This window comes from Rhizobium sp. S96 (genome assembly GCF_030382195.1).
In the GTDB taxonomy this organism is placed as follows: Bacteria; Pseudomonadota; Alphaproteobacteria; order Rhizobiales; family Rhizobiaceae; genus Rhizobium.
Genome location: NZ_JAUDRY010000004.1, coordinates 410,229 through 434,553, shown reverse-complemented (window position 1 = coordinate 434,553; position 24,325 = coordinate 410,229). Strand labels below are relative to the sequence as shown.

The following is a 24,325-nucleotide window of genomic DNA, read 5'->3' as shown; positions in this document are numbered from 1 at the left end:
TGGACTAACGCAAATGCCGCAAGCCATTCTCGTCCGTGACGCTACCGAGGCCGATCTCCCTGCCATTCGTGATATCTACAATCACGCGGTAGAGCACACGACGGCGATCTGGAACGAGACGGTGGTCGATCTGCCAAATCGCGTTGAGTGGTTCAAAATGCGCCAAGCGCGCGGGTTCCCCGTTCTCGTCGCGGTCAAGGACGGCGTGGTCGCCGGCTATGCCTCCTATGGTGACTGGCGTGCGTTCGAGGGCTTTCGTCACACGGTCGAGCATTCGGTCTATGTGGAGAAGGACCATCAAGGCGCGGGGATCGGCAAATTGCTGATGCAGGCATTGATCGAGCGGGCAGCCGCAAACGGCATCCACGTCATGATCGCCGGCATCGAGGCCGGAAACGCAGCATCGATTGGACTGCATGAGAAGCTCGGTTTCCGCAACGGCGGCACCTTCTATGAGGTGGGCACGAAGTTTGGCCGCTGGCTGGATCTGACATTCATGGAACTGCGCGTCTCCAAATAGCAGAGACATTCTGCCCGGTCATTTCCCGGGCTCGAACACCATTGCATGACCGTTGATGCAGTAGCGCAGGCCGGTGGGTGGCGGGCCGTCGGGGAAGACGTGACCGAGATGGGCATCGCAGGTTCCGCACCGTATTTCCGTGCGGACCATGCCATAGGTGGCGTCGCGATGCTCGGTCACCGCGTCTGGCGAAACCGCCTCGAAGTAGCTGGGCCAACCGCAACCCGCGTCGAACTTGGTATCGGATCGGAAGAGCGGTGAATTGCAGCCGACGCACCGGTAGAGGCCCGTTTCGAACGAGTCCCAGTAGGGGCCGGTAAAGGCGCGTTCGGTGCCGTGCTGCCGGGTCACCCGGTATTGCTCCGGCGTCAGCTGCTCTTTCCATTCGGCATCCGTTTTCCGGACCTTGGCGGTCGTGGTTTCGGCCATGGCGTTGTTTCCTTTTGGATCGGGCTGCGGGCGCTGCGTTCGTTGAAAATGTGGTGCGGCCTCCGGAAACGATCAAGAGATACGTCTTTCAGCGGGAGGAGGTCTCACGGGGTACGCCGAATAGGGATGATATATTTTAGCGCGATGTTGAAGTATTGTTAAGAATAAGTGGGGTGTTTGTTTAGGGAGCCTGGGTTTTGCCTGGTGTCTTTTGGGGTATATACGGCGCCGTTGTGGGCCTGTTCGTAGTGATGTCCTTCCTCGAGGGGTGGGCTCATCACGATCGCTGGACGATGCGACGGATTGCCGGGCTCCTGTGCGCTCTCATCTGGCCCCTGATGCTGGCCTTTTTCTTGTTGCACGGTCGCCTGTCGCGACCTTTCCTTGCGGCCGAGGTTGCCGTTCCCTGTGAGTATCGCGCGGCACGGCCGAAGAAAGCTTGAGGCAGGGCGGTTCTTCTCCTAAACCTAGCTGGCACTTCTGATTTTGGTTGATTGTTTTCTCGGCCATGCCAGCAGAGGAGGGGACATGGCCGCTGTCACGGCTTTGACATTCGCGGCCCTGTGCATGCCGTTTCTTGCAGCAGCCGTCGCTCCCTTCATCGTCCGGGCGTTGGGCGACAAGGCCGCATGGCTTCTGGCTGCCGCCCCGTTTCTCGCCTTCCTGCACTTTTGCAGACTGCTTCCTGTGGTGGCCGATGGGACCGTCATCACCGGCGGCTATACCTGGGTGCCGAGCTACAATCTCGCATTTTCCGTGCTGCTTGACGGCTTGTCGCTGACCTTCGCGCTGCTGATCACCGGGATCGGAGCGCTGGTGGTGCTTTATGCCGGCGGGTACCTGAAGGGTCATCCTGACCTTGGACGTTTCTTCTCGTTCATTTTCCTCTTCATGGGCGCCATGCTCGGGCTGGTCGTGTCCGACAGCTACCTGATGCTGTTTGCCTTCTGGGAACTGACCTCGATCACCTCGTTTCTGCTGATCGGTTTCGATCACAGCCGCGAAGCGTCGCGCCGGGCGGCGCTGCAGGCGCTTGTCATCACCGGCGGTGGCGGCCTGTTGCTGCTCGCCGGGTTGCTTCTGCTGTGGAGCGTCACCGGAACAACGGATCTTTCCACGCTGCTGCGTTCCGGCGATCTGTTGCGCGCAAACGCCTATTATCTGCCCATTCTGCTGCTGGTGCTGGGTGGCGCCTTCACCAAGTCCGCGCAGTTTCCCTTTCATGTCTGGCTGCCGAACGCCATGGAGGCGCCGACGCCGGTGTCCGCCTACCTGCATTCCGCGACCATGGTGAAGGCGGGCGTCTATCTCCTGATGCGGCTTCAGCCGGCAATGGGCGGAACCGCTTTGTGGGAAACCTTGCTGCCGGTGTTCGGCGGCGCGACGCTGATCGTCGGCACGCTGCTTGCCGTTCGCCAGACGGACCTGAAGCTAAAGCTTGCCTACACCACCGTATCCTCGCTCGGTCTGCTGGTGATGCTGACCGGCTTCGGCACACCTTATGCGATCGAGGCCGCGGTCCTTTATCTGGTGGCGCACTCGCTCTTCAAGGGTGCTCTCTTCATGGTCGCCGGCATCATCGACCACGAAACCGGCACGCGCGACATCACCCGGTTGTCCGGCCTCCGGCAAGCCATGCCGCTAACCTTTGCCGCGGCGTTGGCTGCCGCCGTATCGATGGCCGGTTTGCCGCCCTTCTTCGGCTTTCTTGCCAAGGAGGAGATCTACACTGCATTGGCCCATGGCGATCCACGCTCGATCTTGTTCACGGTCCTTGCTTTGGTGGGCAATGCGCTGATGTTTGCCATCGGCTTTGCCGTGGCGTTGAAGCCTTTCGTCGGAAAGGCGGTCGAAACGCCAGCACATCCGCATGAGGCTCCGCCACTTTTGTTGGTTGGGCCATTGGTGCTGGCCTTGCTCGGCCTCATCGCCGCGGTGTTTTCCGGGGCAGCGCATCACTACATCTCGACGCCCATGGCGTCGGCGGTGCGCGGAACTGCTGCCTCCGTTGATATCTCACTCATCCCCCACCTCGGCGTACCGTTGCTTCTGTCGCTGCTCACCGTGATCCTGGGCATCGGCGTCTATTGGCAACTTGATCGCGCGCGTTTTGTAATGGCGGCGTTGCTGCGCAGGCTCGGGCCGGGGCCGGATCGCGGCTTCGATTATGCCATGACAGGCATCGTCCGCCTTGCGGTCGCGGTTACGCGCTTCGTTCAGCCCGGGCGTCTCGAGATCTACGTGACCACGACCTTCCTTTGCATCGCGGCGGTCCTACTTGTTCCGCTGTGGCTCTTTGGTGAATGGCCGTCGCTGCCGGCAATGCCGGACGGGGTTCGACTTTACGAGTGGGGGATATTCCTTCTTGCTGTTGTCGGTCTGACGGCGGTCGTGTGCGCCCGCGATCGGCTGACGGCGATTGTATCGCTTGGCATCCAGGGCTTTTCCGTTGCCATCATCTTCCTGCTGTTCGGCGCGCCTGATCTGGCCTTTACGCAGTTCATGGTCGAGACCCTTTCGGTCGTAATCCTCGCTTTGGTGATGACGCGCCTGAGACTGTCGCCGACCGATCGGCGCCCGCTGGGCCAGATGCTGCTTGATGGCGCGATCGCGCTTGCCTGCGGCACCGGCTTTGCGCTGTTGCTGACGAAGGCGACGGACGGGCCGTTCAATACGGCGCTCACCGACTTCTTCAACACCTATTCGAAGACCATCGCCCATGGTGCGAATGTCGTGAACGTCATTATCGTCGATTTCCGCGGCACGGATACGCTCGGCGAAATCGCGGTTGTCGCGGTCACGGGTCTTGCCATCCTCGCGCTGATCCGGGTGAGGGCGCAGACGGAGCGAAAGCTGGCTGAAAACGATCCCGATGCGCCCGAGGATCTCGGGGTGGAACGCCCATGAACACGCTGATCTTCAGAACCATCGCGCCGGTATTGACAGCCCTGATGCTGCTCTTTTCGGTTTTCGTGCTGCTGCGCGGGCACAACGAGCCGGGCGGCGGCTTCATCGGTGGCCTGATTGCCGCCTCGGCGTTCGCGATCTTCGGAATTGCGCGCGGTGTCGGGGCGGTGCGTCATGCCATCGTCTTTCATCCGCTGGCGATTGCCGGCGCCGGCCTGTTGCTGTCGTGCTGTGCTGGTTTACTGTCCATCTTTTTGGCCGTGCCGTTCATGACCGGTCTATGGGTTTATCCGTCGGTCTTCGGCGTCGAGGTGCCCCTGTCGAGCGTCATGCTGTTCGATCTCGGTGTCTATCTCGTCGTTGTCGGCGCCATCACGTCGATAGCCTTGGCACTGGAAGAGCGGGAGGTCGAATGATGGAGCCGGTCTTTGCTATCCTCGTTGGCCTGTTTTTCTCCGCCGCGATCTATCTGATGCTGTCGAAGTTCTCCATTCGGATCATGCTTGGCATCGCTGTCCTCGGAAATGGCGTCAACCTGCTGCTGTTCACGGCAGGACGGCTGACACGCGAAGTACCGCCGATCATCCCCGGCGCGCTTGACGCGTTGCCGGCGGGGGCGGCCAATCCGCTGCCGCAGGCACTGATCCTGACGGCGATCGTCATTTCGTTTTCGTTTCTCGCATTCCTCCTGGTGCTCACCTATCGCGCCTATCAGGACGTTGGCACCGACAATACCGACGAGATGCGGGTTGCCGAGCCCGTCGATCCGCCACTGCCGCCGATGGGGTATTAGACGATGGCTGCCCCGATCGAGAAAATCCCGGATCTCTCCGCGGCCGTGGTCACGACGCCGGTCCCAATCGGCGATTGGCTGGCCATCGCCCCCGTTGCGCTCTGTATCGCGCTGGGTGCTGCTCTTTTGATGCTGCGTGGTTCGCTGCGCGTCCAGGCGTCGGTCGCCATTCCGGGGCTCGCGCTTCTGGTCCTAGTCGATGCCGCCCTGCTGGCGAAGGTGGCCGTCCACGGTCCATTGACAATGGTCATGGGCCGCTGGCTGCCGCCGTTCGGCATTGCCTTCACCATCGATCTGCTTGGCGCGCTGATGGCGCTGACGGCGGCGCTGGCAGCACTGGCGGGTGGCATCTATGCGCTTGCCGACATCAATGAAAGCGCGCGCCGCTACGGCTTCTTCCCGCTGCTGCTGATGCTGATGGCGGGTGTCACTGGGGCTTTCCTCACTGGCGACGTCTTCAATCTCTACGTCTGGTTCGAGGTGCTGCTGATTTCGTCTTTCGGCCTGCTGATCCTTGGATCGGAGCGGGGGCAGATCGACGGCGCGATGAAATATGCGGTGCTGAACCTTATCGGCACCACGCTGTTCCTGATCGCCGTCGGCATCCTCTATGCCGTGTTCGGCACGCTCAACATGGCCGATATCGCGATGAAGGCGCAGGACGCGCGAGACGGCGCGCCCTTGATGACACTGTCCGCGCTGTTTCTGCTCGCCTTCGCCATGAAGGCAGCCGCCTTTCCCCTGAACTTCTGGCTGCCCGCCTCCTACCACACGCCACGCATCGCCGTTTCGGCACTGTTCGCCGGACTCCTGACCAAAGTCGGCATCTATGCACTGATCCGCGTGATGGTCATGCTGTTGCCCGTCGAGCGCGAGCAGTTGAGCCTGCTGATCGCAGCCGTCGGCGCGGCGACGGTTGTGTTCGGCGCCCTTGGCGCGCTGGCGCAGGACGATATTCGCAAGCTGTTCGGCTATGTCGTCATCTCGGGTATCGGCAACATGCTGATCGGTGTGGCGATCGGCACGCCGGATGGTCTCGCCGGCGCGATCTTCTATGCCCTCCACTCCATGGTGTTGATGACGGCTCTGTATCTCGTCGCCGGCCAGGCCGCGGTTCTCGGCGGCAGTTTTTCCCTGAACAGTCTCGGCGGACTCTATCGACGCAACGCAGGCTTCGCGGCGATTTCGTTCATCGTGTTCTTCGCCGCCTGCGGCCTGCCGCCGTTCTCCGGTTTTTGGCCAAAGGTCATGTTGGTCAAGGCGTCGTTCGATGTGGGAGCATGGTGGCCGGCAGCCGCCATCCTCGCTGGCGGTTTTTTGACGACGATAGGGCTCGGGCGTGTCTTTCTGCTGGCCTACTGGAGGCCGGCAACGGCGCCGGAAACGCGGCGATCAATGGAGTGGCGCACGGTGCTGCCGCTCGTCTTCCTCTCCGCATTGGTCGTCGGCTTCGGCATCCTGCCGGAAAGGCTGCTGGCGCTGACGCAGGCAGCCGCACAGGGACTTGCCGATCCATCCGCCTACCTGCAGTCGGTCTTCCCCGGGGAGGCAGCGCAATGATCCGTCTTCTCCTCAACCTTCTGCTTGCCATCGCCTGGGCGGCCGTCACCGGCAGCGTGTCGCTCCACAACCTCTTGTTCGGCTTTGCCCTTGGCGCGCTTGCGCTCTTTATCGTGCGTGAGCCGCACGGCAGCGCTCGCTACGTCGGTCGCCCTGTCGCAATCGCCGCGCTCGCGCTGCTTTTCCTCAGGGAGCTCGTGCTGTCTGCATGGCGGGTCGCAATGACTGTCATCAGCCCCGGGATGGATATCAAGCCGGGTATCTTTGCCTTTCCGCTCACCGTCGAAAGCGATTTCGAGATCACCTTGCTTGCCAACATGATCACGCTGACACCGGGGACATTGTCGGTGGATGTGTCGGACGACCGGCGCACACTGTTCGTCCATGCGCTGGACTGTTCCGATGCTGACGCTACACGGCGCGATATCGCCAATGGCTTCGAACGGAAGATCATGGAGGCGTTCCGATGATTACGCCGCAGGCCATTGTGTTGATCTCCGCCGACATCGCGCTTGTCGTTCTCGCGGCCGCGTTCCTGCTGGCCGCCTGGCGTGTCGTATTTGGGCCGACGCTGGCTGATCGCGTGCTGGCCCTGGACACGCTCTCGGGCACCGCCATTGGCTTCATTGCCGTGATTGCCGTCAAGACTGGCTTCTCGCTCTACATCGACATCGCTATTTCGCTCGGCCTGGTTGGATTTCTCGCAACCATTGCCTTCGCGCGCTTTGTGATGTCGCGAGGGGCAATCGCCACAGGACTGGGCAAAACTCTTTCCGTTGCCTCGAAAAAGCCAAAGGCGGCAAAGAAAAGCAGCGGCAAGCAAGCGGCAAGGAAGGGCAAACAATGATGGAGTATGCGATTGCAATCGCCGTCGCCGTCCTTTTGCTGACGGGTGCCTTCTTCGCGTTCGCCGCAGCACTCGGCATCCTCAGGCTTCCCGATCTCTACACGCGCATGCATGCCGCCTCGAAGGCGGGCACGGTAGGGTCTGGTCTGCTGCTCTTTGCCGCCGGCATCGAATCAGCCGAGCCGTCTGTCTTTGCTCGCGCGGTGGCGGGATTCGTCTTCTTTATACTGACCGCGCCGGTCGCCGCACATCTTCTTGCCAGAGCGGCACACAAGACAGGTTATCGTCTTTCGGCGCCTTCGGTGCGCGACGATCTTCTTGAAAGAAAAGACTGCTGACGATTCAGTATTTTAAGCGGATTTTTGCAGCTTTACGGCGCTCGAATGATGATTAATGTTTCCATGCGTGCTTACCAATTCTTAAGACGTAGGCACTTTTCGACAGTTATATAAGAAATAATAATTGGCGTTTTCGCAAAACGGTGATATTTCAATGGCCAAGTAGAGTTCTGATATTGAATTAGAATCACGTTGCTTTTTTCCTCGGTCGCTTTGAATTTCAATGTCTAATTGAGGAAACTGCTTGCGTGACGACGTACTAATTCAGGATCAGGCAGTATAAGAACGGGTTTCGGCCTCAGGAATCTAGGGGTGGATTTCAGTTTTTCGAAACAGGTAGCCGCAGCCTGAGCTTTTTGCTGTTCGCTCTACGATGACGGTCTTGGCCGATCAGGTCTTCGACCATTGGAGCATGCAAACAGGAGAAACGAAATATGACGGATACTGCAGCCGGTAGCGGGCCGGAATTGCTGGTAGAGCTTACCGCAGATATTGTCGCCGCTTATGTCAGCAACCATGTCGTGCCCGTTGGCGATCTCGCCAACCTGATTTCCGACGTGCATTCGGCTCTCAGCAATACGTCGACGCCGCAGACTGCAACGGCGGTCGTCGAAAAGCAGAAGCCGGCTGTCTCTGTACGTAAATCCGTTCAGGACGAACAGATTACCTGCCTTGAGTGTGGTGGTAATTTCAAGTCGCTCAAGCGTCACCTGATGACGCACCATAGCCTTTCGCCCGAAGAATACCGTGAAAAGTGGGACCTTCCGGTCGACTACCCGATGGTAGCGCCGGCCTACGCAGAGGCGCGCTCGCGCCTGGCCAAGGAAATGGGTCTCGGTCAACGCCGCAAGCGCGGCCGCGGCTAAGGCGCTCGATAGCGATCGTCCATCCGGTCGAAAGATCGGCGTTGCGATTGCCATGCGTTTTGTAGGCGCGGAAAGCGCCACATGAGAAACAAGCCGGGTGAAAGCCCGGCTTTCGTGTTTTTAAGGTTTGACGATAGAGGAAAATAATCCCATTTAATTTTGGGCGTTAATGAGAATTGTCAGCGAAAACAACAGATGGTTGCGGTTATTGGCTTTTGTTTATCCTCACGTCCGTATAGGGTGTATGAAATAATTCCTATTATAGGGAGTAGTCATATGCCGATTGAAGATTTTTCATTGCGACCTCGGCTGACGGCGCCCGCCGTTGTCGAGTGCATCGATACAAACCGCCATTCCTCCGGCGCCGTTTCGCCGTCCGCTTTGCCAATCCGCACGATCTGCATGATATGCGCGCAGATAACCACCGAAATGGTCATGCTGGCCGCAAGTCGCATTCAGGTGCGGCGCGACGGACGGCGCACCCTGTGCCACGTCAGGCAGATTGCAATGTATGTCTGCCATGTCACGTTGCAGATTCCGCTTTACGAGATCGGCAAGGCGTTCGGCCGGGATCGGACGACAGTCGGGCATGCATGCCATGTCGTTGAAGATAGGCGCGACGATCCCGCCTTCGATGAATTCGTTGCCGCTGTCGAGCGCACGGTCGGTTCGGTCTTTCGGTCGAGTGGAGCTCTCGGACATGAGTAAGATCAATGCGACCGGCCGCAAGGCGATGGCGAAGCTGATCAGTGTTCTCACACGCGGTGTGGTGTCGGAGGAGTCAGCCGACGGGCCGCATGTCGGCCTGTGCACGGTCGATGGTCGCCTCCATCTTTTCGCCGCCGATCTTCTTGGCGAAGCCCTGTCCCTTGGCCTTGCCGAGAGGGGCGAGGGCGGGTTGCGCGCGAGTGCGGCCGCGCGATCCTATCTGCGGCGCGCCGCGTCCGAGCGCGACGAAGCGTTTCTCGAGCAGCACGGCGACATCGCCGAGGTCGCCACCGACGTCGAGGGAGTACGACAGCAGCTTCGCGTCAACAGGTCGGAATCGCCGCTCGCAAGCATGACCCGCCTTAAGGAAAAGAACGGATCGCCCTTCCTGCCGGCGGAAGCGATCGCTGCCGGCGAACGGCTGCTGGCGGACTTCACCCGCGGCCAGCTCCAGCCACGGGTGACGGCTTCGTGGGAGCCGCGTCTTTCCGACCGTGCAAAGGGCGCGCGCGGCGGCATGGCTGATCTGACCGAAGGGGCGATGGCCGGCCGGCTTGCCGTCAACCGTGCGCTCGAGGCGATCGGCCCCGAGCTTTCGGGCGTGGCGCTCGACATATGCTGCTTCATGAAAGGACTGGAAACGGTCGAACACGAGCGCCAGTGGCCCGCCCGATCGGCGAAGCTGATGCTGCGAACAGCGCTGATGGCCCTGTCGCGCCACTATAATCCGCAGGCGCGGTCAAGGCACGCACGCATGGAGCACTGGGGTGCCGAAGGCTACCGGCCCGCGATGGGTTACTAGGCTGCCATCCTCACATGCGCTTCTTCACGGATCCTGTTGACCATGGAGCGCAGGCCATTCGACCGTTGCGAGGAAAGGTTTTCGACAAGGCCGATTTTCGAGAAGACCTCGAAGGCATCAAGGGCTGCGATTTCGGATGCGGTCTTGCCGGAATAGGTGGCAAGCACGATGGCGACGAGGCCGCGCACGATATGCGCATCGGAATCGCCTTCGAATGTCAGCGTCGGATTGTCGGCATTTCCGTCCGCGTGGGTCACCAGCCAGACCTGGCTTGCACAGCCCATGACCTTGTTGGCCGAGGTCTTCTTCTCGTCGGCGAGATCCGGCAGGGCTTTGCCGAGCTCGATCACATAGCGATAGCGATCTTCCCAATCATCCAGGAAAGAGAAATCGTCGATGATCTGATCGAGGGACGTCATGGGTATACTGGCCTTTCGTTGTCTAGATTCCATATAGGTGAAAGACGGCCAGATTTGAACCATTAAAAAGAAGCGCCGCGAGGGATGGGCTTCCTCGCGGCGTAGCAACAAATGCTGAAAGTAAACAGGGCAGGCACGTCAGGCACAGGGCGTTCGCAGCAAGGCGAACCCACGGTGCAAGCTGGGTTGCGGGCGGACCGCGGAAATCTCAAGTGGCGGGGCGGGGCGTCGGCAGCGGAATGGTACCCGTCGTGACCGTATCGGATACATTGCTGCCGTCATCGACCGGCGGGCGGTAAGGCATCGGCTGGTTCAGGGCGGCGGTCCGCTCGCCAAGAGCCTGGACGGTCGGTGCGAGAGCGGCGATCGGTGCTGCCGGGGCAGGAGTAGCAGCAGTATGCGGATGCGCCGCGCTACCGTCGCCAAACTGACGATCAAGCATCTCATAGGCGACAAACGCACCTTCACGGGCCCGGTGGCCGAGTGCTGCCATCGTTTCCGCGCCCTTGGCGCAGACCTCAGGCTTCTCGCCGCACATGCCGGTCAGATAGTCGTAGGCGCCGGTCGCCGCCACGAAGGCGTCGGAAAACTGTAACTTTGGTCCGTTGGCCGTCTCAGTCGAGCTTCCGCCGCCAAAAAACGACAAGAGCACGAGCACAAGCCCGAACCAGAATGACCCTTTGATCAGAAACCACATCGTCGTTGCCCATCCTGTTTTCCCGTTCGGTCTTGTTGCCGAATCGAGCCGGTTCTCCGGTGTGAATTCACCTTAGCGAGAACTTGCGAATGCCGGTTTTCGAAACTCGTCGGCATTTGCGGCAAGTTTAATTCGAATTTTAATGAACGGCATTTGCACCGCATTTCAGTCAAATTGTAGACATTGGCGTTAAGCATAGGAAGGCGCGTGTCCCGCAACTGCCGGGAATCCTTGGGAAAGCCTCGCCGCAATCGTTAACAGGATGACGAAATGTGAGCGAAATCCGTCGCTTACCCCCTGTTAACCGTAAAACTCAAAGCCGCTTCCCGATGGCCCAAAATGGGACTTTTCGGCTTTTTGAGCTGTGGAGGCAGGCGATCCCTTATCCTTTCTTTAAGCGCAGCGGGCCTATTGTCGGCACTCGATAAAGAGCCTTTTTTGGGCGGGTATTGCGTGCGTGTATTGAGTAAGATCGCAGATCGGGCATCAGCCCTCGTAGACCGGGCAGCGGACAGCTGGCTCTCCCGGACGGGTGGTGGTGTGGCGGTGCGCCAACGCGAACTGATGATCCTGCGCAGGCTTGCGATGCTGTCGTCCGCGGCCCTCGTGGCGGCACCCGTCGGGCTTTCGATGGTCACCAGCCCAGCCGTGGCGCTTCCGGCCGGTGTTGCCGCCGTGTTTGCCGGCTTCCTGTTTTCCGCTGTCGGCAGCATTGCGCTGTCGCGGCAGAGCGCTGCTGCCGCAAGCGTCGCGACGCAGCCTGCCGAAGACTTCTTCATGGAAGCGAGCGCCGGTCTCGCCTTCTTCCTCGATCCGCAGGGCAGCGTTGTCACCATCGGCGGCCGCGACAAGCGCGAATATCTCGCCTGGATGCGCGACCCGAGCGGCAAGGGCTTCATCGATCAGATCCACGTTTCCGACCGTATCCTCTTTCTCCAGGCGCTGGACGAGCTGCGCCAGGGCGAAGACAGGGCGACGGTGGACCTGCGGCTCGAGCGGGCCGCTGTCTCGCGTGACAATCGCCAGTTCGTCCATCTCCGCGTGGACCTCACGGCCCGGCGCGATCTGGACGACACCCTGCTGAGCATCGTTGCGCAGCTGCGCGATGTCTCCGTCGAACAACGCCTGCGTTCCGAGGCCCAGAGCCGGGCCGCTGATGCGGAATCGGCCAATGATGCAAAGTCGCGCTTCCTGGCTGCGGTCAGCCACGAACTGCGCACGCCGCTGAACGCCATCCTGGGCTTCTCCGACATCCTGCTCGGCGAATATTTCGGCAAGTTCGAGAATGACCGCCAGCGCGAATATGTGGGCCTCGTCCGTGATTCCGGCGCGCACCTGCTTTCGGTCGTCAACACCATGCTCGACATGAGCAAGATCGAAGCCGGACGCTACGAGCTGTGCCCCGATGCGTTCGATATCGCTGCGGCGGTTCGCTCCTGTGAAGCGATGCTGGCCCTGCAGGCCAAGACCAAGGGCGTCTCTCTCACCAGCCGCATCCAGCGCGGATTGGACGACGTCGTGGCCGACCAGCGGGCAATCCAGCAGATCCTGATCAATCTGGTCGGCAATGCCGTGAAGTTCACGGACGCCGGTGGCGCGATCTCGATCGACGCCTCGGTCCGCAATGGCATCCTGACGCTGTGTGTCAGCGATACCGGCATCGGCATTCCTGTCGACAAGCTGGAAACGCTCGGCCAGCCATTCGTCCAGATCCAGAACGACTATACCCGCAAATTCGAGGGCACCGGCCTTGGCCTGTCTCTCGTGAAGGGGCTGGTGGCCCTGCATGGCGGCGATTTCGCGATCGCAAGCACGCCCGGCGCCGGCACCATCATCACGATTTCGATTGCAGCGGATGGCTCCGGCATTACCGAGGCGGCTACGGCCCGCCACGAGCCGGTCGAGTTTCCGCCGCGACTGAGGATCAAGCCCGGCCATGCCGGCGTTGTGGAAGAGGGGCATTTCGATGGCCGCGAGCAAGCGAAAATCGCCTAGGGGAAAGAAGGGTCGGCAGAAGCCGAGCCTTCTGCTTACGGGCGCAACCGTCGTGGGCGGTATCGGCCTGCAGGGCGCAACAGCGCTCGGCGGGGTGGTCGGTCGCAATCCTTCCGTTGCCGGCGGCACGGCAGCCTTTCTCGTGATCTTTAGCTTCGTTGCGGCCAATGCACTGTGGTACCAGCCCGGCAGCCATCCGCATCCCTTCCTGCGCACGCGCGATCCACTGTTTCCGAGCGTGCTCGGTGTGCGCCCGACAACGACCGAACACACCGGCGATGTAACGACCTTCAAGATCGAGCGCCAGGATGAAGGCGACGCCGGCCAGACCACCAATGCCACGCCGCCGCCCGCCACAGGCGCGCAGCCGGCAAGCCAGCTGGTGATGGATATCCAGACGGAACTCGTGCGCAAGGGGCTCTACAACGGCGCGCCCGACGGCGTCATAGGCCCACGCACCAGCGCCGCCATCCTGTTCTTCGAGGAAACCGTCGGCATGCCGCAGAAGGGCGATGCGACGCCCGACGTGCTTGCCGCGCTGAAGACCGGATCCGTGGGCGCCTCCACGATCCCGATCGAGAAGCCGCGCGAGAATATCACGCCCGCCGCCTTGGCCGAGGATCCCGTCGCCGCGGCCATTCGCAGTGCCGAAAAGAGCGTCAAGACGGCGCCGACCCCTGCAAAGCCCGCGCCATCGGGAGCGCTCGCAAACGTCGATCTCGTTCTGAGCATCCAGAAGGGGCTCAGCAACATGGCCTACACCAATGTCGGGGTCGATGGCGTTGCCGGCGACCAGACACGTGCGGCGATCCGCCATTTCCAGAAGCACTACAGCCTTCACGAAGACGGCGAGCCCAGCGAGGCCGTGTTGAAGAAGCTGAAGGAAATCGGCGCGCTCTGAGGAGGATTCAGCGCGCATTGTCGCTGCGGACAGGTCGCGCTATATCGCGATCATGAGATTGCGCACCGATATCTATGTTTCAGCTCTTTTGCGCCGCGTCTTCGCCAATGGCGATTTCGCGGCAATCGAAAAGAAGGGCGCGGAAGAGGCCGGCGCGGTCTTCATCCGCCAGCAGTTTCGCGATGGACTGCAGACCCTTTACGGACCGGCCCCGCAGAGCTTCTTCGATGAGGAGAGCAGCGGCGACAGGCTATTTGAGGTCCGCTTGATGCGGCAGGATGCCGACAGCGTCAGCGAGATGCTGGGACGCGAGCGCAAGTTCGATCCTGATCTGTGGATCGTCGAGCTGGAAGCCGAGGATGTCACGAATGTCGTGCCCACGGCCGATCAGCGTCAAAACCCCTTGGGGTGACGGTCAACGCGCGCGACCGACGACGCGAATGTCGCGGGCAGGCGGAACCTGACGCACGGAACGGCTGGGCGTCTCGCTCGGCGGTGCTGCCGCCTCGGGGTGGTGGGTGTAGCTGTCGGCGCGGCGCCATGCCTCGACACGGGCATTGCATTCTTCCGCATCCAGTGCATCCAGCACCATCCAGGCGCGCGTGACACTGTGCTGCGGCTCCGCCAGATGCGGATAGAGCTTTTCGAGCACGAGGACGGCATCGCGGAAATCCATGCCGACACTGACCAGCGTCGTCGCAAGCTGCTGGCCGGACATGTCGAGCATGATCCGCTCGGCGAGCCACCGGCTTGCCGAAAGCGAGTCGGCTAGAGCCGACGCAAACAGCAATGCCTCTCTGTTGCGCGCGAAGCGGACGAGCAGCGCGGCCTGGATCGGCGAAATCGTCCTGAGCCCGAGGCGGTCGTTGTCGTCTCTTGCGAGGTGACGCGCCAGACCTTTGATCCTGTCGCGCATTTCCTCTTCGCTGTGCCGTTTCGCATCTTCGTCGTCGTTGGAAGCCGGCGCAAGCGACGGGGTGGGGATGGCGACCTCTTCCACGACGACTTCCGGCGCGACGCTTCGGGGCGCCGCCTGGCGCAATCCGACCAGGGCATCGATCACGCGCGGCGACAGGGAATCGCGGCTGACGATCGCCTTCATGTGGGCGCTGCCTTGCGTCCGCGCAATCGTGATCAAGGTCTCGTCGTCAATGGCAGGGGAGGCCGTAAGAAAGGGAGCCGCAATCTCGATCGGCTGGCTGCCGACGAACAGGGCGACGGCCTGCGGAATCTGGGGGCATTGAGAAAGAGCGGCCACCGCCTGCCGTTTGGCGTCGTTCGTCGATGCCTGGAAAAGCGGCGTGAACAATTCGGCGAACTGGCGAAGCTCCGACCGCGTTGGCGGCTGCAATCCCTCGAAGCTGCTGACGGTCGCCATGAGAACCACGTCCTTCTTCCGACTCGCGGATGGGGCCTCTAGGTCTCTGAACCGGTCACGCACAAGAACACACCCTGAAATACGCACAAAGGGATGCCGCAGGACTGGACGCGTTGAAGAGACGCCCTCTACCTCATACGGTTTATGAACAAATCCTACACCGGCAGGGTTAATGCTTGTTGAAGATTTCGGGGGAACTGTCTCGAATCCAAGCACAATCATGCGCCCGCGGCCAAGCCGCTCGCACCTGGGCGAAACGAGGGAAGGTATCGGCGGCTAGACGCCTTTGCGGCCGCGCAGTGCGATCAGCAGCCTGTTGCTGTCCGTGTGGCCGGATTGATAGAGGTCCAGCGCCATCGAGGCAGCGCATTGGGCTTCCGAGCTCTTGATGTCGATCCGGTTCTCCACGCACCACGCGTCGAGGGTGTCGCGCAGGACGTCGAGGTCCTCAGGGGAAAATGTAGATCCGATCATCAAAGACATTGTCGGCCACCGCGCTCAGCATCAAGAAAAAATAGCCAAAGTCTCGTTCGGTCGCTGCCTTGAACTGCGACCGTGAAGGCGACCTTACGCGCATTGTGAGGAACTGCAATTAGTATTTTCATGTTGCAAAAATACAACTATCCCACGATCGTCCTTTGCAGATGGCGCTCGGACGGTAACTATATGATTTAATGCTAAAATTTAGAACGCTTTCCAACGGCCAATCTTTCTGCCGAAGCTTGAAACCAAAAAACGGTCCCGCGCGTTTACAGGGGGAGCCAGATGCGTCCTGCGTCGGGATCAAAAATTAGTAATCTGTTAACTGTCATATGTCTCAATTCGGCCAGGACCACGTGATCGCTGCTTCGATCAGGTGTCCAGGTCACGGTATTCGAACAGATGCCGTGGGAAGGCGTGGATGCCCCGAGAGCCGAGGTCGGCTCGAAGGACGCGCTGGCTCGCAGGGGGCGGGCAGGGTGAAATTCGCAGTTCATCCGTCTCAGGCAATGCGTGGAGACGAGAATGGCAATAGTGGTAGCATTGGCAGACCGTCTATCCAGGACGCAAAGCCGCAAGGACAGGAAACCGGTCGAGGCGCAAATCCTGCTTTTCACAGGCGTTCGGTACGAGCGTCTGAGCGAAGGGCCGAAGCGCACGACAGGTCGTCGGCCGTCACGGCTGAAGAAGTAGGTTGCGTCTAGTTGGACGCGCCGGTGAATTCGTCGCAGCCAGCTTCCGACAGGAAGTTGTTGGCCGCCGCGTCGAAGCTGGGCTGCGGCGCCAGCGTCCTCAGGACCGCGTAGCCTTCGGTCCTTGTCGTCTCGACCAGAATGGTCTTCTGCAGTTCCGGCGGCAGTGCCTTGCGAAGCTCCGTCAGCTGGATCGGAGAGCCAATCAGAATATCCAGAGCCCCGCCAACCGATGTCCGGTCGTTCATGCTGAAAACTTCGTTTGATGCTTCATCGTAGAGCGCGATGGACCAGAACGGGACGTTGCCCCTTGCGGTGAAGCGAACCGGATCATCCTCGATGCTGAAGGAGCAGACCGCCGTTCGCACATAGGGATCGTCGTTCGACAGACCGGCGGTATCGTCCGTCTGTCCAAGCAGATAGAACTTGTCGATATCGCCTTCCGCCAGGATCCGCGTGGCGGCATCCTTACCGGTAAAATGCGGTAGGGACAGAATGATGACGAGATGCAGAAGTGCCGCTCCGAACAGCCCCGCGAGCAGACCGAACAACATTCTAAGCATTGCCGCACCCGGTCTTTTCAAGCTTCGGCATGGCAAGGTCGATCACGCCTGAGCTGCCGGCGGTCGGCGTGTCGAACAGGGTGAGCACGAGCTGGAAGGTGCCGGCGGCGGGCACCGCCAGCCAGTTACCAGGACGCGCCTGGGCGGAGATGTCGATCGAAAATCCACTGTCGGCCTGACGAAGGACTGTCCACGAGTTCATCGCGCCGGGAAGGCCAGTCTGTAGCGAAGCCGGATTGCCGCCATTGTCCGCCGTGAAGAGCGTCCAGATGCGGGCAGGCGGTGTCTGGCCCCTGAGCCTGTAGCGACATGCCGCGTCCAGCCGATTGCCCTGGTCGTCCACCTTGGCGGTGAACATCAGGCCTTCCGCGCTGCCATAGAGCAGTCGCCCGGCACGCGCCCTGTGCGATTTGGCGTAGGGGTCGGCATCTTCGGTCTGCAGTTCGGGAAAGGCTTCCCAGGCGCCGAGCTTGATGGCGCCGAAGCCCGAGGTCGCATCCAGCGCGTACAGCGAAATAAGGATACCGCCACCGAAGGCAATAATCAGGGTCATCGCTATGAAAAGAGGAAAACGAAACACCGGGCGCCCTTGAGAGACAAATCAGTTGAAAGGCGTATCACTGATTCTGATAAGGCGGAATGCTTGTGGCGGAAAACGCAGGTTTTACCACGTCATTCCGCACTCGCCACCTTCTGCGCCTCGAGCGGTGGCGCCGCCTTCAGCTTCTCGCCGATGCCCTTGAGAAGGCGGGTCGACTCGACCGACAGCATGCGCGGCCGCACGAGCGGCGGAGGGCTGCCCTCCGGTGGCTTGGCAGCGGCGACAACTTTGGCCTTCTTGTCCGGCGCAGGCGTCGGCACACCGGGGATCGCGCGCAGGGTAATTCCCTGGTGCGCATAATCCATCGCGCGCTTGAAGGTCATCGCCGGTAGCGACCCGCCTGTCATCTTGTTGGTCGAGGTGTAGTCGTCATTCCCGAACCAGACCGCGGTGGTGTAGTTGCCGGTAAAGCCGATGAACCAGGCGTCACGATAGGCCTGTGTGGTGCCTGTCTTGCCCGCGGTGAGAATGCCGTTATCGAGCGCCGCCTTGCGGGCTGTGCCGACATAAGGCACCCGCGACAGCATCTGGTTCATGTACGCATCGGCCTGTTCCGACAGAACGCGCTTGGCGGGCGGCTCGTCGCGGTCGAAATCGTAGAGCACGTCGCCGCCGTAATCTAGGATCTGCGTTATGCCATGGCGGCGAGACTGGTAGCCGCCGGCCGGAAACGTGGCATAGGCCGTCGCCTGGTCGAGAACCGTCACTTCGGAGGTGCCGATCGGGATCGTCACGTCGTCGCGGATCGGCGTCTCGACGCCGAGATTCTTCGCCATCGCCCGGATCGGTGCGATGCCGAACTTCTCCTTGGCCAGGCGCACGGGAATGGTGTTGATCGACTGCGCGATCGCCGTCGCCAGCGTCACCCGCCCGGCATACCGGTTTTCGTAGTTGTGCGGGCTCCAGTTGCCCCAGTAGATCGGGGCGTCGACGACGATGCTGTCCGGCGTCATGCCGCTCTCCATGGCCACCGAGTAGGTGTAGACCTTGAAGGACGATCCGGGCTGGCGCAGCGCCTTGGTGGCGCGATTGAACTGGCTTTCGCCATAATCGCGTCCGCCGACCATGGCGCGCACGGCCCCGCCGTTCTCGATCATCACCATGGCGCCCTGCTTGGCGTGGTAGCTATCGCCATATTCGCGCAGCGACGTTTCCACCGAATCCTCGGCGGCGTTCTGCAGGCCCATGTCGATCGTGGTGCGCACGATGAGCGAGTGCTGGTGGAAACGCGGCGAAAGCCGCATGACTTCGTCGAAGGCCCAGTCGAGGAAGAAGTCGGGCGATTCGACCTCGTTGCGGTCGACGACGGTTGCCGGGTTACGGCGGGCGGCGATCACCTGGCCTTCGGTCATCAGTCCGCTCTGGACGAGATTGGTCAGCACTTCGTTAGCGCGACCGCGCGCGGCGGGCAGGTTGACGTGCGGTGCGTATTTCGCCGGCGCCTTGAACAGGCCGGCAAGCATGGCCGATTCCGCCAGGTTAACATCGGTGATGCTCTTGCCGAAATAGAACTGCGCTGCCGCTGCCGCACCGAACGTGCCGCCACCCATGTAGGCGCGGTCGAGATAGGTCGACAGGATTTCCTTCTTCGACAGGTTGGCCTCAAGCCAGAGTGCCAGGAAGGCTTCGGTGATCTTGCGGTCGATCGAACGTTCGTTCGACAGGAACAGGTTCTTGGCCAGCTGCTGAGTCAGTGTAGAACCGCCCTGGACGACACCGCCGGCCTGGGCATTGGTGACGATCGCGCGGAAGAGGCCGATGACGTCGATGCCGAAGTGATCGAAGAAGCGCCGGTCTTCCGTTGCCAGCACCGATTTGATCAGGCTGTCCGGCAGCTCGTCGATCGGCACCGAGTTCTGGTGGATGACGCCGCGATGGCCGACAATGTTGCCGTAGCGGTCGAGGAAGGTCACGGCATAGTCGCCGCGATTGCGCCAATCTTCCTTGGTAGCCTCAAACGCTGGCTGGGCGAGCGCGAGCATCAGAACGGCGCCGACGGAACCCCATGTGAGACCTTCGCCGGCCAGTTCGAAAACCACGCGCTTCCAACCGCGCACGCGGAAGCGGCGGAAGAAGATCGTGACGTCTTCCCAGATCTCGGCGGAGCGAAAACCGGCATTCCAGATGGTCGAATCGATCCACGAATCGATCTTCAGCAGGATGTGCCGTTTCTTTGCCGGTCGTTTTTCTGGATTGTCCGGATCCGTCACGTCTTATATTCCCGCCCGATCAGTCGCTTCGACGTCGGGTGACCCTGACGCCGGACTATGGCAAATCTGCCGACAGTGTCCGGACTAGCCGGACCATGGTGAATCATTGGTTGATTTGCCTGCCAAGAACAAGAGAAATGGAAAGCTCTCACGCGATTTTGCGGGGGCTGTTGCAAGAACGGAATGATGGAACAAGCACCCTTCTGGAAGCAAAAGACGCTTGCCGAGATGACCAACGCCGAATGGGAAAGCCTGTGCGACGGCTGTGGCCTCTGTTGTCTCAACAAGCTTGAGGACTGGGATAGCGGCGACATCTATTTCACCTCGATCCGCTGCAAGCTCATGGACGGCGAAAGCTGTCGCTGTTCGAGCTACGAGAACCGCTGGGATTTCGTGCCGGACTGCGTGCAGCTGACCAAGCAGAATGTCGACGACATTCCCTGGCTGCCGCCCACCTGCGGCTATCGGCTGATCAATGAAGGGCGTGATCTCTACTGGTGGCATCCGCTGGTGTCGGGCGATCCCGAGACCGTGCACGCCGCCGGCATTTCGGCACGCGGACGGACGATCAGCGAAACGGAAGTCGATGTCGAAGACTTCGAGGATCACGTCGTTGACTGGCCGTTGACGGTCGGGGACGAAGCACGGGCGCAGGAGCCGGAGACGGCCAAGTGATGCCGGGCTAGGCGACCGTCTGGAGGAACTGGCCGAGTTCGCCACGCACATAATCTTCGACTGAGCCTCGAGGCTCGAAGCCCCACCAGAGCAGGCAGCCCTGCCACTGCGACAGCATCAGCCGTCCGAGCGGCGCTTTGCCTTTGGCGCCAAGGCATCGATCAAGCGCTGCTGCCAGCGTGTTCCCCCAGGCCGCTCCCCGAGCCCGCAAGGCCGGGTCGCGCAGATCCTCCCTGAGCACCAGCAGGCCTTCCGCATAGGACGCGGCATCCTCGCCGTAGTCCTTGGAAAGTCCAGTCAGCAGGTCGATGGCGCCTTCGGGCGTTTCCGGAACGGAGTGGATCAGCCGGGCCGTTTCCATGTCCAGCCGGTCCCAGGCGCGCAGCAGGCAGGCCCGCAGCATCGCCGCCTTGGTACCGAAGCGCTGCACCAGCGTCGAGCCGGAAAGGCCGCTGATCTTCGCCACCGCGCCGAAGCTCGCCGCATCAGGACCTTCGGCATGCACAAGCCCGAGAACCATGTCGAGAAGCTGTTCGTCAGAAAGCGTGCGGGGGCGGGGCATGAAGTTTCCTCTTGCGTTTGCACTAATTATGAACGAACGTTCGTTTATATTCAAGCGAAATGGCGAGGCCCATTGAATGGGTTCCAGCGTGGAGGACAAGCACATGACCGCATCGCTTTCAGGAAAGATCGCCCTTGTGGCCGGCGGCACGCGCGGCGCCGGCCGCGGTATCGCGGTGGAACTCGGGGCCGCCGGCGCGACGGTCTACGTGACCGGCCGTACGACGCGGGCAACGCAATCGGAATATGGCCGGCCTGAGACGATCGAAGAGACGGCGGAGCTGGTAACGGCAGCCGGCGGCGAGGGGATCGCCGTTCGCGTCGATCATACCGTGCCTGAAGAGGTCGAGGCGCTGGTCGCCCGCATTCGCCGCGAACAGGGCCGTCTCGATATCCTGGTCAACGATATCTGGGGCGGTGAACACCTCACCGAATGGAACAAGCCGATCTGGGAGCATTCGCTGGACAAGGGACTGCACATGCTGCGGCTGGCGATCGACACGCATCTGATCACCGCGCATTTCGCCCTGGCGCTGATGATCGAACACCCCGGCGGACTGCTGGTAGAACTGACCGACGGCACCGCCGAATACAACGCCACCCACTATCGCCTTTGCCCCTATTACGACCTCGTGAAAACGGGTGTGATCCGCATGGCCTGGGCGCACGGCAAGGACCTCGCGCCGCATGGCGCGACCTCGATTGCATTGACGCCGGGCTGGATGCGCTCGGAAATCATGCTCGACATCTTCGGGGTCACCGAGGAGAGCTGGCACGACGCGACCGCGGCGCAGCCGCATTTCGTCATCTCCGAGACGCCGCGCTTCACCGGTCGGGCGGTGGCAGCCCTTGCCGCCGATTCCGAACGCGCCCGCTGGAACGGACAATCGTTGTCGAGCGGCGGCCTCGCCAAGGTCTATGGCTTTGACGACATTGACGGCTCTCGACCGGACTGCTGGCGCTACATGGACGAGGTGATGGAGGCGGGCAAGCCTGCCGATGCCAGCGGCTACCGTTGAATCAGATTAGCTGGATGGGATGATAACGAACTGTCTTTGCAGCGTTTTCGGCGCCGCATTCTGCCACGACTTGCGCACCAGACCTTGCACCAGCTCGTCGCTCGCCTTGCCGTAGAAGAGACGCGTCGAACCCCGCTCCCCCCAGCCACCCGGCACGGCAGCCGTATCATCGGGCGCCACGGCCAGCGTCATGTGCTGCTGGTCGGGCGTCAGGCGGACGACACAATAGTCCTGCTCCGGCATCGTCAGGAATATCTTGCTGCGCACGCGGAAATCACGCGTGCCATGATGCGCACTCTCGACTGCCTCGGGCAGGCTGAGCGCAAAGGAAATGAGCTCTTCCTGGTTCATGGCTGTGAAATTAGCATATGCTGATGGTCGGAGACCAATCAGAAAAACTCAAGCAGCACCTTATTGAGGAAAATTGTCATTTATAGGAAAATAATCCTTGACGGCGTGACGGTGGTTTGATAGGGTTATGGCATAGTCGGAAAGTTGCGGGTGCAGCGGTGGTGCGCCGAGGTGAGCACGGGTTCGGCCCAACTTGTTTTGACGGGCAGGACCAAAGCACCACGACGCCCTCACAGGCGAACAATTCCCTATTGTTTGGCTGTCGCGCTCTGCGCTGTGGGCGGTCCGAGGAGCGAATGCGAGAAGGCGGATACGTTCTCGCCCTCCAGAAAATAATCGCGACGTTCTCTCGTCAGGACTGAAAGGATCGAGTGGGCCGTGCCATGCCAGTTGGCGATGAGATCATGTGATTCAAAGACGATGAGGGGAGTTTGATCGACCCAATCGGTATTGCTCCGAAAGAGACTGACTTCGCTTCCCTCGATATCGATCTTCACAATGAATGGCTTCCCGTCGGGAACAGAGGAGATGAGGCTAGGTATGGTTTGCGCTTCGATCTCTCCGGATGCGCTTTCGACGGTTTGCCAAGCCCAGGAGCCGTATCCCGGGTCGTGCAGTGCAATGCGCCCCTGTCGATCGGATATGGCGGCCTTGATGGGCCGAATGTTCGGCCGGTTCTCGGCATTCCGGCACAGCACGGCGTAATTGTCGGGTTCCGGTTCGACCGCAATGATGACTGCACGTGGAAACAACTGCGAATACCAGATCGAAGCCAGTCCGGAATTTGCGCCGCAGTCGACGATGACGGGCGTTCCTCCTTCGTTGATAATGCTCTGGTAGTGACAGTTTAAAGCCTCGGCGTGTGCGGTGCTTTCGATGAAATACTCCTTGTCCATAAAGACTTGAATGAGAATTTCCCAATCAGTCGATCTGAGGCGCAGGAAAATATCGCCATCAACGTCAGGTATCCGGATCTTTCTGATCTCGGAAATTTCGCGCGTGGTCTGACGGGTGAAGTAGACAGAGAGAGCAGCCTGAAAGCCAAAATGCTTTATCAAAGTGTTTAGCGTTTGAACGTGCCACAGCATCAACGAGACCTGCTTTTGCTGATTAAAGTATTGAATGTACGTATGGATGAAATAGCGAAGGCGGGATTGGGCAAAGATAGCTTATAGCGGTATTCGGCACAGCGCTCGGCCTGATCGAGGCCGAAGTGCAAACGTTATGCCCGTTTCCTACCCCATGTCGCGGTCCCCCCGTTCACGGGCGTTCGCCTCCAAGCGAATGAAAGTCTTTCCGATTGCTTCGCCACGATCGTGTTGGGTGCTTCCTCGCGGTTAGCGCGGTTTGCCCTTGATAGATCTCGCGGCCAAAGAGGTTTCAACGATGGAAGTCGAGAGTTTCGTGCCCGAGCTTTGTGGCTTGTGGCCGCAGACGCGCGCCTACTGCTCTGGCTTGGCGGCGGTATCGGGCCGGGCGGATGTTCAGGCCGTCGTCGAGGAATATTTTCTTGAGACGAAATCCGGTGCGAACGCCGCGCCGGAAGATTTGCGGGTGCTTCTGAACGAGATGACGGCGGAGATGCGCGAGCAGTTCGCGGCCTTCCGCGAGCTACGCAGATCGGCCGAGGCTGCGGCGTCGGCAAGCGGCGATGAGGCGGCGGCCAAGCTTGCCCGCACCGACCTCAAGGCCGCGACCGATGCCATGTCGCTCATCGTGCGCACGCTGGAGAAAATCGACCAGCTTCAACGGCAGTTCGCCCGGGATCGGGAACTGGCGATCGAGGAAAACGAGATGGCGATGGGGCTGGACGATGCGAAGACGAGCTTTCTCCGACGCATCGAAGAGCGAGCAACAGCCCGCGCATGGCAACTCTTTGAAGACTGGCAGCGCAACGGCCCTCCGGCAACTGACGAAGACGAGGCCGTCAGGGCAACCCGCGAAGCCGAACCGGGCTGAACGCCTGGCCGCCCTTGCCGACGAACGGCGAGCGGCAAGGTTGCTGGCGCGGCA

The 24,325-nt window shown here is 60.9% G+C and carries 29 protein-coding genes; 18 read left to right on the top strand and 11 right to left on the bottom strand.

The genetic code is table 11. From position 1 onward, the window contains the following. Nucleotides 1-13 precede the first annotated feature (13 nt). Nucleotides 14-520 carry a GNAT family N-acetyltransferase gene (locus QTL94_RS07010; RefSeq protein ID WP_113524462.1) on the top strand — a complete coding sequence of 169 codons (507 nt, stop codon included), beginning with the start codon at nucleotides 14-16 and terminating at the stop codon, nucleotides 518-520. Nucleotides 521-538: 18 nt separating this feature from the next. On the opposite strand, the gene msrB is transcribed toward QTL94_RS07010, so the two are convergent. After that, entirely contained in the window at nucleotides 539-949 is a 411-nt protein-coding gene (gene msrB / locus QTL94_RS07005) for a peptide-methionine (R)-S-oxide reductase MsrB (protein WP_289801027.1), read from the bottom strand. A gap of 528 nt (nucleotides 950-1,477) precedes the next feature. On the opposite strand from msrB, the gene QTL94_RS06995 reads away from it, so the two are divergent. The 10 genes from QTL94_RS06995 (at nucleotide 1,478) to QTL94_RS06950 (ending at nucleotide 9,770) form a co-directional block, all read left to right on the top strand. Beyond that, on the top strand, nucleotides 1,478-3,856 hold the full coding sequence (locus QTL94_RS06995) for a putative monovalent cation/H+ antiporter subunit A (protein ID WP_289801026.1): 2,379 nt from the start codon (nucleotides 1,478-1,480) through the stop codon (nucleotides 3,854-3,856). Further along, nucleotides 3,853-4,272: a Na(+)/H(+) antiporter subunit B gene (locus QTL94_RS06990; RefSeq protein ID WP_289801025.1), complete on the top strand. Its 420-nt coding sequence runs from the start codon at nucleotides 3,853-3,855 to the stop codon at nucleotides 4,270-4,272. Before QTL94_RS06995 ends, QTL94_RS06990 begins: the two co-directional genes overlap by 4 nt. After that, nucleotides 4,272-4,649: a Na+/H+ antiporter subunit C gene (locus QTL94_RS06985; RefSeq protein ID WP_289801065.1), complete on the top strand. Its 378-nt coding sequence runs from the start codon at nucleotides 4,272-4,274 to the stop codon at nucleotides 4,647-4,649. The genes QTL94_RS06990 and QTL94_RS06985 overlap by 1 nt, the downstream gene beginning before the upstream one ends. A gap of 3 nt (nucleotides 4,650-4,652) precedes the next feature. Further along, the gene (locus QTL94_RS06980) at nucleotides 4,653-6,209 is read left to right on the top strand and encodes a Na+/H+ antiporter subunit D (protein ID WP_289801024.1); all 1,557 of its coding nucleotides are present in this window, start codon (nucleotides 4,653-4,655) and stop codon (nucleotides 6,207-6,209) included. Beyond that, a complete protein-coding gene (locus QTL94_RS06975; protein WP_289801023.1) occupies nucleotides 6,206-6,679 on the top strand; it encodes a Na+/H+ antiporter subunit E in 474 nt (157 codons plus the stop codon). Before QTL94_RS06980 ends, QTL94_RS06975 begins: the two co-directional genes overlap by 4 nt. Continuing rightward, nucleotides 6,676-7,056 carry a cation:proton antiporter gene (locus QTL94_RS06970; RefSeq protein ID WP_289801022.1) on the top strand — a complete coding sequence of 127 codons (381 nt, stop codon included), beginning with the start codon at nucleotides 6,676-6,678 and terminating at the stop codon, nucleotides 7,054-7,056. The genes QTL94_RS06975 and QTL94_RS06970 overlap by 4 nt, the downstream gene beginning before the upstream one ends. Further along, nucleotides 7,053-7,394 (top strand): monovalent cation/H(+) antiporter subunit G, encoded by a 342-nt coding sequence (gene mnhG / locus QTL94_RS06965; RefSeq protein WP_289801021.1) that lies wholly within the window; start codon nucleotides 7,053-7,055, stop codon nucleotides 7,392-7,394. Before QTL94_RS06970 ends, mnhG begins: the two co-directional genes overlap by 4 nt. Before the next feature lie 434 nt (nucleotides 7,395-7,828). Next, on the top strand, nucleotides 7,829-8,260 hold the full coding sequence (locus QTL94_RS06960; RefSeq protein WP_065689885.1) for a Ros/MucR family transcriptional regulator: 432 nt from the start codon (nucleotides 7,829-7,831) through the stop codon (nucleotides 8,258-8,260). A 276-nt stretch (nucleotides 8,261-8,536) separates the two neighbouring features. After that, nucleotides 8,537-8,968, top strand: coding sequence for a helix-turn-helix domain-containing protein (locus QTL94_RS06955; RefSeq protein WP_289801020.1), 432 nt, complete (start codon nucleotides 8,537-8,539; stop codon nucleotides 8,966-8,968). Further along, complete coding sequence (locus QTL94_RS06950; RefSeq protein WP_289801019.1) at nucleotides 8,961-9,770, top strand: DUF6456 domain-containing protein; 810 nt, start codon at nucleotides 8,961-8,963, stop codon at nucleotides 9,768-9,770. The genes QTL94_RS06955 and QTL94_RS06950 overlap by 8 nt, the downstream gene beginning before the upstream one ends. On the opposite strand, the gene QTL94_RS06945 is transcribed toward QTL94_RS06950, so the two are convergent. Together QTL94_RS06945 and QTL94_RS06940 are read right to left on the bottom strand one after the other, a co-directional pair. After that, complete coding sequence (locus tag QTL94_RS06945; protein ID WP_065689888.1) at nucleotides 9,767-10,189, bottom strand: SufE family protein; 423 nt, start codon at nucleotides 10,187-10,189, stop codon at nucleotides 9,767-9,769. The two genes, QTL94_RS06950 and QTL94_RS06945, sit on opposite strands and share 4 nt — an antisense overlap. A gap of 208 nt (nucleotides 10,190-10,397) precedes the next feature. After that, entirely contained in the window at nucleotides 10,398-10,886 is a 489-nt protein-coding gene (locus QTL94_RS06940) for a DUF5330 domain-containing protein (RefSeq protein ID WP_065689889.1), read from the bottom strand. Between the two features lie 453 nt (nucleotides 10,887-11,339). Between QTL94_RS06940 and QTL94_RS06935 the strand changes: the two genes are divergently transcribed. The 3 genes from QTL94_RS06935 to QTL94_RS06925 are packed head-to-tail and all read left to right on the top strand — an operon-like array spanning nucleotide 11,340 to nucleotide 14,194. Further along, a complete protein-coding gene (locus QTL94_RS06935; protein ID WP_289801018.1) occupies nucleotides 11,340-12,881 on the top strand; it encodes a sensor histidine kinase in 1,542 nt (513 codons plus the stop codon). Then, the gene (locus QTL94_RS06930) at nucleotides 12,853-13,782 is read left to right on the top strand and encodes a peptidoglycan-binding domain-containing protein (RefSeq protein WP_289801017.1); all 930 of its coding nucleotides are present in this window, start codon (nucleotides 12,853-12,855) and stop codon (nucleotides 13,780-13,782) included. Before QTL94_RS06935 ends, QTL94_RS06930 begins: the two co-directional genes overlap by 29 nt. Nucleotides 13,783-13,834: 52 nt before the next feature. Beyond that, complete coding sequence (locus tag QTL94_RS06925) at nucleotides 13,835-14,194, top strand: DUF1491 family protein (protein WP_289801016.1); 360 nt, start codon at nucleotides 13,835-13,837, stop codon at nucleotides 14,192-14,194. Between the two features lie 3 nt (nucleotides 14,195-14,197). On the opposite strand, the gene QTL94_RS06920 is transcribed toward QTL94_RS06925, so the two are convergent. Both QTL94_RS06920 and QTL94_RS06915 read right to left on the bottom strand, forming a co-directional pair. Continuing rightward, nucleotides 14,198-15,223 carry a DUF2336 domain-containing protein gene (locus QTL94_RS06920; RefSeq protein ID WP_289801015.1) on the bottom strand — a complete coding sequence of 342 codons (1,026 nt, stop codon included), beginning with the start codon at nucleotides 15,221-15,223 and terminating at the stop codon, nucleotides 14,198-14,200. A gap of 213 nt (nucleotides 15,224-15,436) precedes the next feature. Further along, nucleotides 15,437-15,643: a hypothetical protein gene (locus tag QTL94_RS06915; protein WP_065689894.1), complete on the bottom strand. Its 207-nt coding sequence runs from the start codon at nucleotides 15,641-15,643 to the stop codon at nucleotides 15,437-15,439. 522 nt (nucleotides 15,644-16,165) lie between these two features. On the opposite strand from QTL94_RS06915, the gene QTL94_RS06910 reads away from it, so the two are divergent. Further along, nucleotides 16,166-16,333, top strand: a complete 168-nt coding sequence (locus QTL94_RS06910) for a hypothetical protein (protein WP_198928658.1) — start codon at nucleotides 16,166-16,168, stop codon at nucleotides 16,331-16,333. Nucleotides 16,334-16,340: 7 nt separating this feature from the next. On the opposite strand, the gene QTL94_RS06905 is transcribed toward QTL94_RS06910, so the two are convergent. From QTL94_RS06905 to QTL94_RS06895, 3 genes are all read right to left on the bottom strand, one after another. Further along, nucleotides 16,341-16,895 (bottom strand): DUF1254 domain-containing protein, encoded by a 555-nt coding sequence (locus QTL94_RS06905; protein ID WP_289801014.1) that lies wholly within the window; start codon nucleotides 16,893-16,895, stop codon nucleotides 16,341-16,343. Further along, nucleotides 16,888-17,475, bottom strand: a complete 588-nt coding sequence (locus QTL94_RS06900) for a DUF1214 domain-containing protein (RefSeq protein WP_065689896.1) — start codon at nucleotides 17,473-17,475, stop codon at nucleotides 16,888-16,890. Before QTL94_RS06900 ends, QTL94_RS06905 begins: the two co-directional genes overlap by 8 nt. Before the next feature lie 92 nt (nucleotides 17,476-17,567). Next, on the bottom strand, nucleotides 17,568-19,706 hold the full coding sequence (locus QTL94_RS06895) for a transglycosylase domain-containing protein (RefSeq protein WP_289801013.1): 2,139 nt from the start codon (nucleotides 19,704-19,706) through the stop codon (nucleotides 17,568-17,570). 186 nt (nucleotides 19,707-19,892) lie between these two features. On the opposite strand from QTL94_RS06895, the gene QTL94_RS06890 reads away from it, so the two are divergent. Continuing rightward, nucleotides 19,893-20,381 (top strand): YcgN family cysteine cluster protein, encoded by a 489-nt coding sequence (locus QTL94_RS06890; protein ID WP_065690264.1) that lies wholly within the window; start codon nucleotides 19,893-19,895, stop codon nucleotides 20,379-20,381. A 7-nt stretch (nucleotides 20,382-20,388) separates the two neighbouring features. Here QTL94_RS06890 and QTL94_RS06885 read toward each other — a convergent pair whose 3' ends face one another. Then, nucleotides 20,389-20,943 (bottom strand): TetR/AcrR family transcriptional regulator, encoded by a 555-nt coding sequence (locus tag QTL94_RS06885; RefSeq protein ID WP_289801012.1) that lies wholly within the window; start codon nucleotides 20,941-20,943, stop codon nucleotides 20,389-20,391. A gap of 103 nt (nucleotides 20,944-21,046) precedes the next feature. Between QTL94_RS06885 and QTL94_RS06880 the strand changes: the two genes are divergently transcribed. Further along, nucleotides 21,047-21,961, top strand: coding sequence for an SDR family oxidoreductase (locus QTL94_RS06880; RefSeq protein ID WP_289801011.1), 915 nt, complete (start codon nucleotides 21,047-21,049; stop codon nucleotides 21,959-21,961). A 6-nt stretch (nucleotides 21,962-21,967) separates the two neighbouring features. On the opposite strand, the gene QTL94_RS06875 is transcribed toward QTL94_RS06880, so the two are convergent. Both QTL94_RS06875 and QTL94_RS06870 read right to left on the bottom strand, forming a co-directional pair. Beyond that, nucleotides 21,968-22,312 (bottom strand): MmcQ/YjbR family DNA-binding protein, encoded by a 345-nt coding sequence (locus tag QTL94_RS06875; protein WP_289801010.1) that lies wholly within the window; start codon nucleotides 22,310-22,312, stop codon nucleotides 21,968-21,970. A 248-nt stretch (nucleotides 22,313-22,560) separates the two neighbouring features. Further along, nucleotides 22,561-23,400: an FkbM family methyltransferase gene (locus QTL94_RS06870; RefSeq protein WP_065689901.1), complete on the bottom strand. Its 840-nt coding sequence runs from the start codon at nucleotides 23,398-23,400 to the stop codon at nucleotides 22,561-22,563. 298 nt (nucleotides 23,401-23,698) lie between these two features. On the opposite strand from QTL94_RS06870, the gene QTL94_RS06865 reads away from it, so the two are divergent. After that, nucleotides 23,699-24,271, top strand: a complete 573-nt coding sequence (locus QTL94_RS06865; RefSeq protein ID WP_289801009.1) for a hypothetical protein — start codon at nucleotides 23,699-23,701, stop codon at nucleotides 24,269-24,271. Nucleotides 24,272-24,325 lie beyond the last annotated feature (54 nt).

What these genes read in the sequence shown, in the direction of transcription:
- QTL94_RS06910 (WP_198928658.1), top strand. Translation starts at nt 16,166, where the DNA reads ATGGCAATAGTGGTAGCATTGGCAGACCGTCTATCCAGGACGCAAAGC.
- QTL94_RS06985 (WP_289801065.1), top strand. Translation starts at nt 4,272, where the DNA reads ATGGAGCCGGTCTTTGCTATCCTCGTTGGCCTGTTTTTCTCCGCCGCG.
- QTL94_RS06950 (WP_289801019.1), top strand. Translation starts at nt 8,961, where the DNA reads ATGAGTAAGATCAATGCGACCGGCCGCAAGGCGATGGCGAAGCTGATC.
- QTL94_RS06940 (WP_065689889.1), bottom strand. Translation starts at nt 10,886, where the DNA reads ATGTGGTTTCTGATCAAAGGGTCATTCTGGTTCGGGCTTGTGCTCGTG.
- mnhG (WP_289801021.1), top strand. Translation starts at nt 7,053, where the DNA reads ATGATGGAGTATGCGATTGCAATCGCCGTCGCCGTCCTTTTGCTGACG.
- msrB (WP_289801027.1), bottom strand. Translation starts at nt 949, where the DNA reads ATGGCCGAAACCACGACCGCCAAGGTCCGGAAAACGGATGCCGAATGG.
- QTL94_RS06905 (WP_289801014.1), bottom strand. Translation starts at nt 16,895, where the DNA reads ATGCTTAGAATGTTGTTCGGTCTGCTCGCGGGGCTGTTCGGAGCGGCA.
- QTL94_RS06995 (WP_289801026.1), top strand. Translation starts at nt 1,478, where the DNA reads ATGGCCGCTGTCACGGCTTTGACATTCGCGGCCCTGTGCATGCCGTTT.
- QTL94_RS06930 (WP_289801017.1), top strand. Translation starts at nt 12,853, where the DNA reads ATGGCCGCGAGCAAGCGAAAATCGCCTAGGGGAAAGAAGGGTCGGCAG.
- QTL94_RS06970 (WP_289801022.1), top strand. Translation starts at nt 6,676, where the DNA reads ATGATTACGCCGCAGGCCATTGTGTTGATCTCCGCCGACATCGCGCTT.
- QTL94_RS06960 (WP_065689885.1), top strand. Translation starts at nt 7,829, where the DNA reads ATGACGGATACTGCAGCCGGTAGCGGGCCGGAATTGCTGGTAGAGCTT.
- QTL94_RS06980 (WP_289801024.1), top strand. Translation starts at nt 4,653, where the DNA reads ATGGCTGCCCCGATCGAGAAAATCCCGGATCTCTCCGCGGCCGTGGTC.
- QTL94_RS06955 (WP_289801020.1), top strand. Translation starts at nt 8,537, where the DNA reads ATGCCGATTGAAGATTTTTCATTGCGACCTCGGCTGACGGCGCCCGCC.
- QTL94_RS06890 (WP_065690264.1), top strand. Translation starts at nt 19,893, where the DNA reads ATGGAACAAGCACCCTTCTGGAAGCAAAAGACGCTTGCCGAGATGACC.
- QTL94_RS07010 (WP_113524462.1), top strand. Translation starts at nt 14, where the DNA reads ATGCCGCAAGCCATTCTCGTCCGTGACGCTACCGAGGCCGATCTCCCT.
- QTL94_RS06915 (WP_065689894.1), bottom strand. Translation starts at nt 15,643, where the DNA reads ATGTCTTTGATGATCGGATCTACATTTTCCCCTGAGGACCTCGACGTC.
- QTL94_RS06975 (WP_289801023.1), top strand. Translation starts at nt 6,206, where the DNA reads ATGATCCGTCTTCTCCTCAACCTTCTGCTTGCCATCGCCTGGGCGGCC.
- QTL94_RS06990 (WP_289801025.1), top strand. Translation starts at nt 3,853, where the DNA reads ATGAACACGCTGATCTTCAGAACCATCGCGCCGGTATTGACAGCCCTG.
- QTL94_RS06945 (WP_065689888.1), bottom strand. Translation starts at nt 10,189, where the DNA reads ATGACGTCCCTCGATCAGATCATCGACGATTTCTCTTTCCTGGATGAT.
- QTL94_RS06865 (WP_289801009.1), top strand. Translation starts at nt 23,699, where the DNA reads ATGGAAGTCGAGAGTTTCGTGCCCGAGCTTTGTGGCTTGTGGCCGCAG.
- QTL94_RS06880 (WP_289801011.1), top strand. Translation starts at nt 21,047, where the DNA reads ATGACCGCATCGCTTTCAGGAAAGATCGCCCTTGTGGCCGGCGGCACG.
- QTL94_RS06925 (WP_289801016.1), top strand. Translation starts at nt 13,835, where the DNA reads ATGAGATTGCGCACCGATATCTATGTTTCAGCTCTTTTGCGCCGCGTC.
- QTL94_RS06885 (WP_289801012.1), bottom strand. Translation starts at nt 20,943, where the DNA reads ATGCCCCGCCCCCGCACGCTTTCTGACGAACAGCTTCTCGACATGGTT.
- QTL94_RS06875 (WP_289801010.1), bottom strand. Translation starts at nt 22,312, where the DNA reads ATGAACCAGGAAGAGCTCATTTCCTTTGCGCTCAGCCTGCCCGAGGCA.
- QTL94_RS06870 (WP_065689901.1), bottom strand. Translation starts at nt 23,400, where the DNA reads ATGCTGTGGCACGTTCAAACGCTAAACACTTTGATAAAGCATTTTGGC.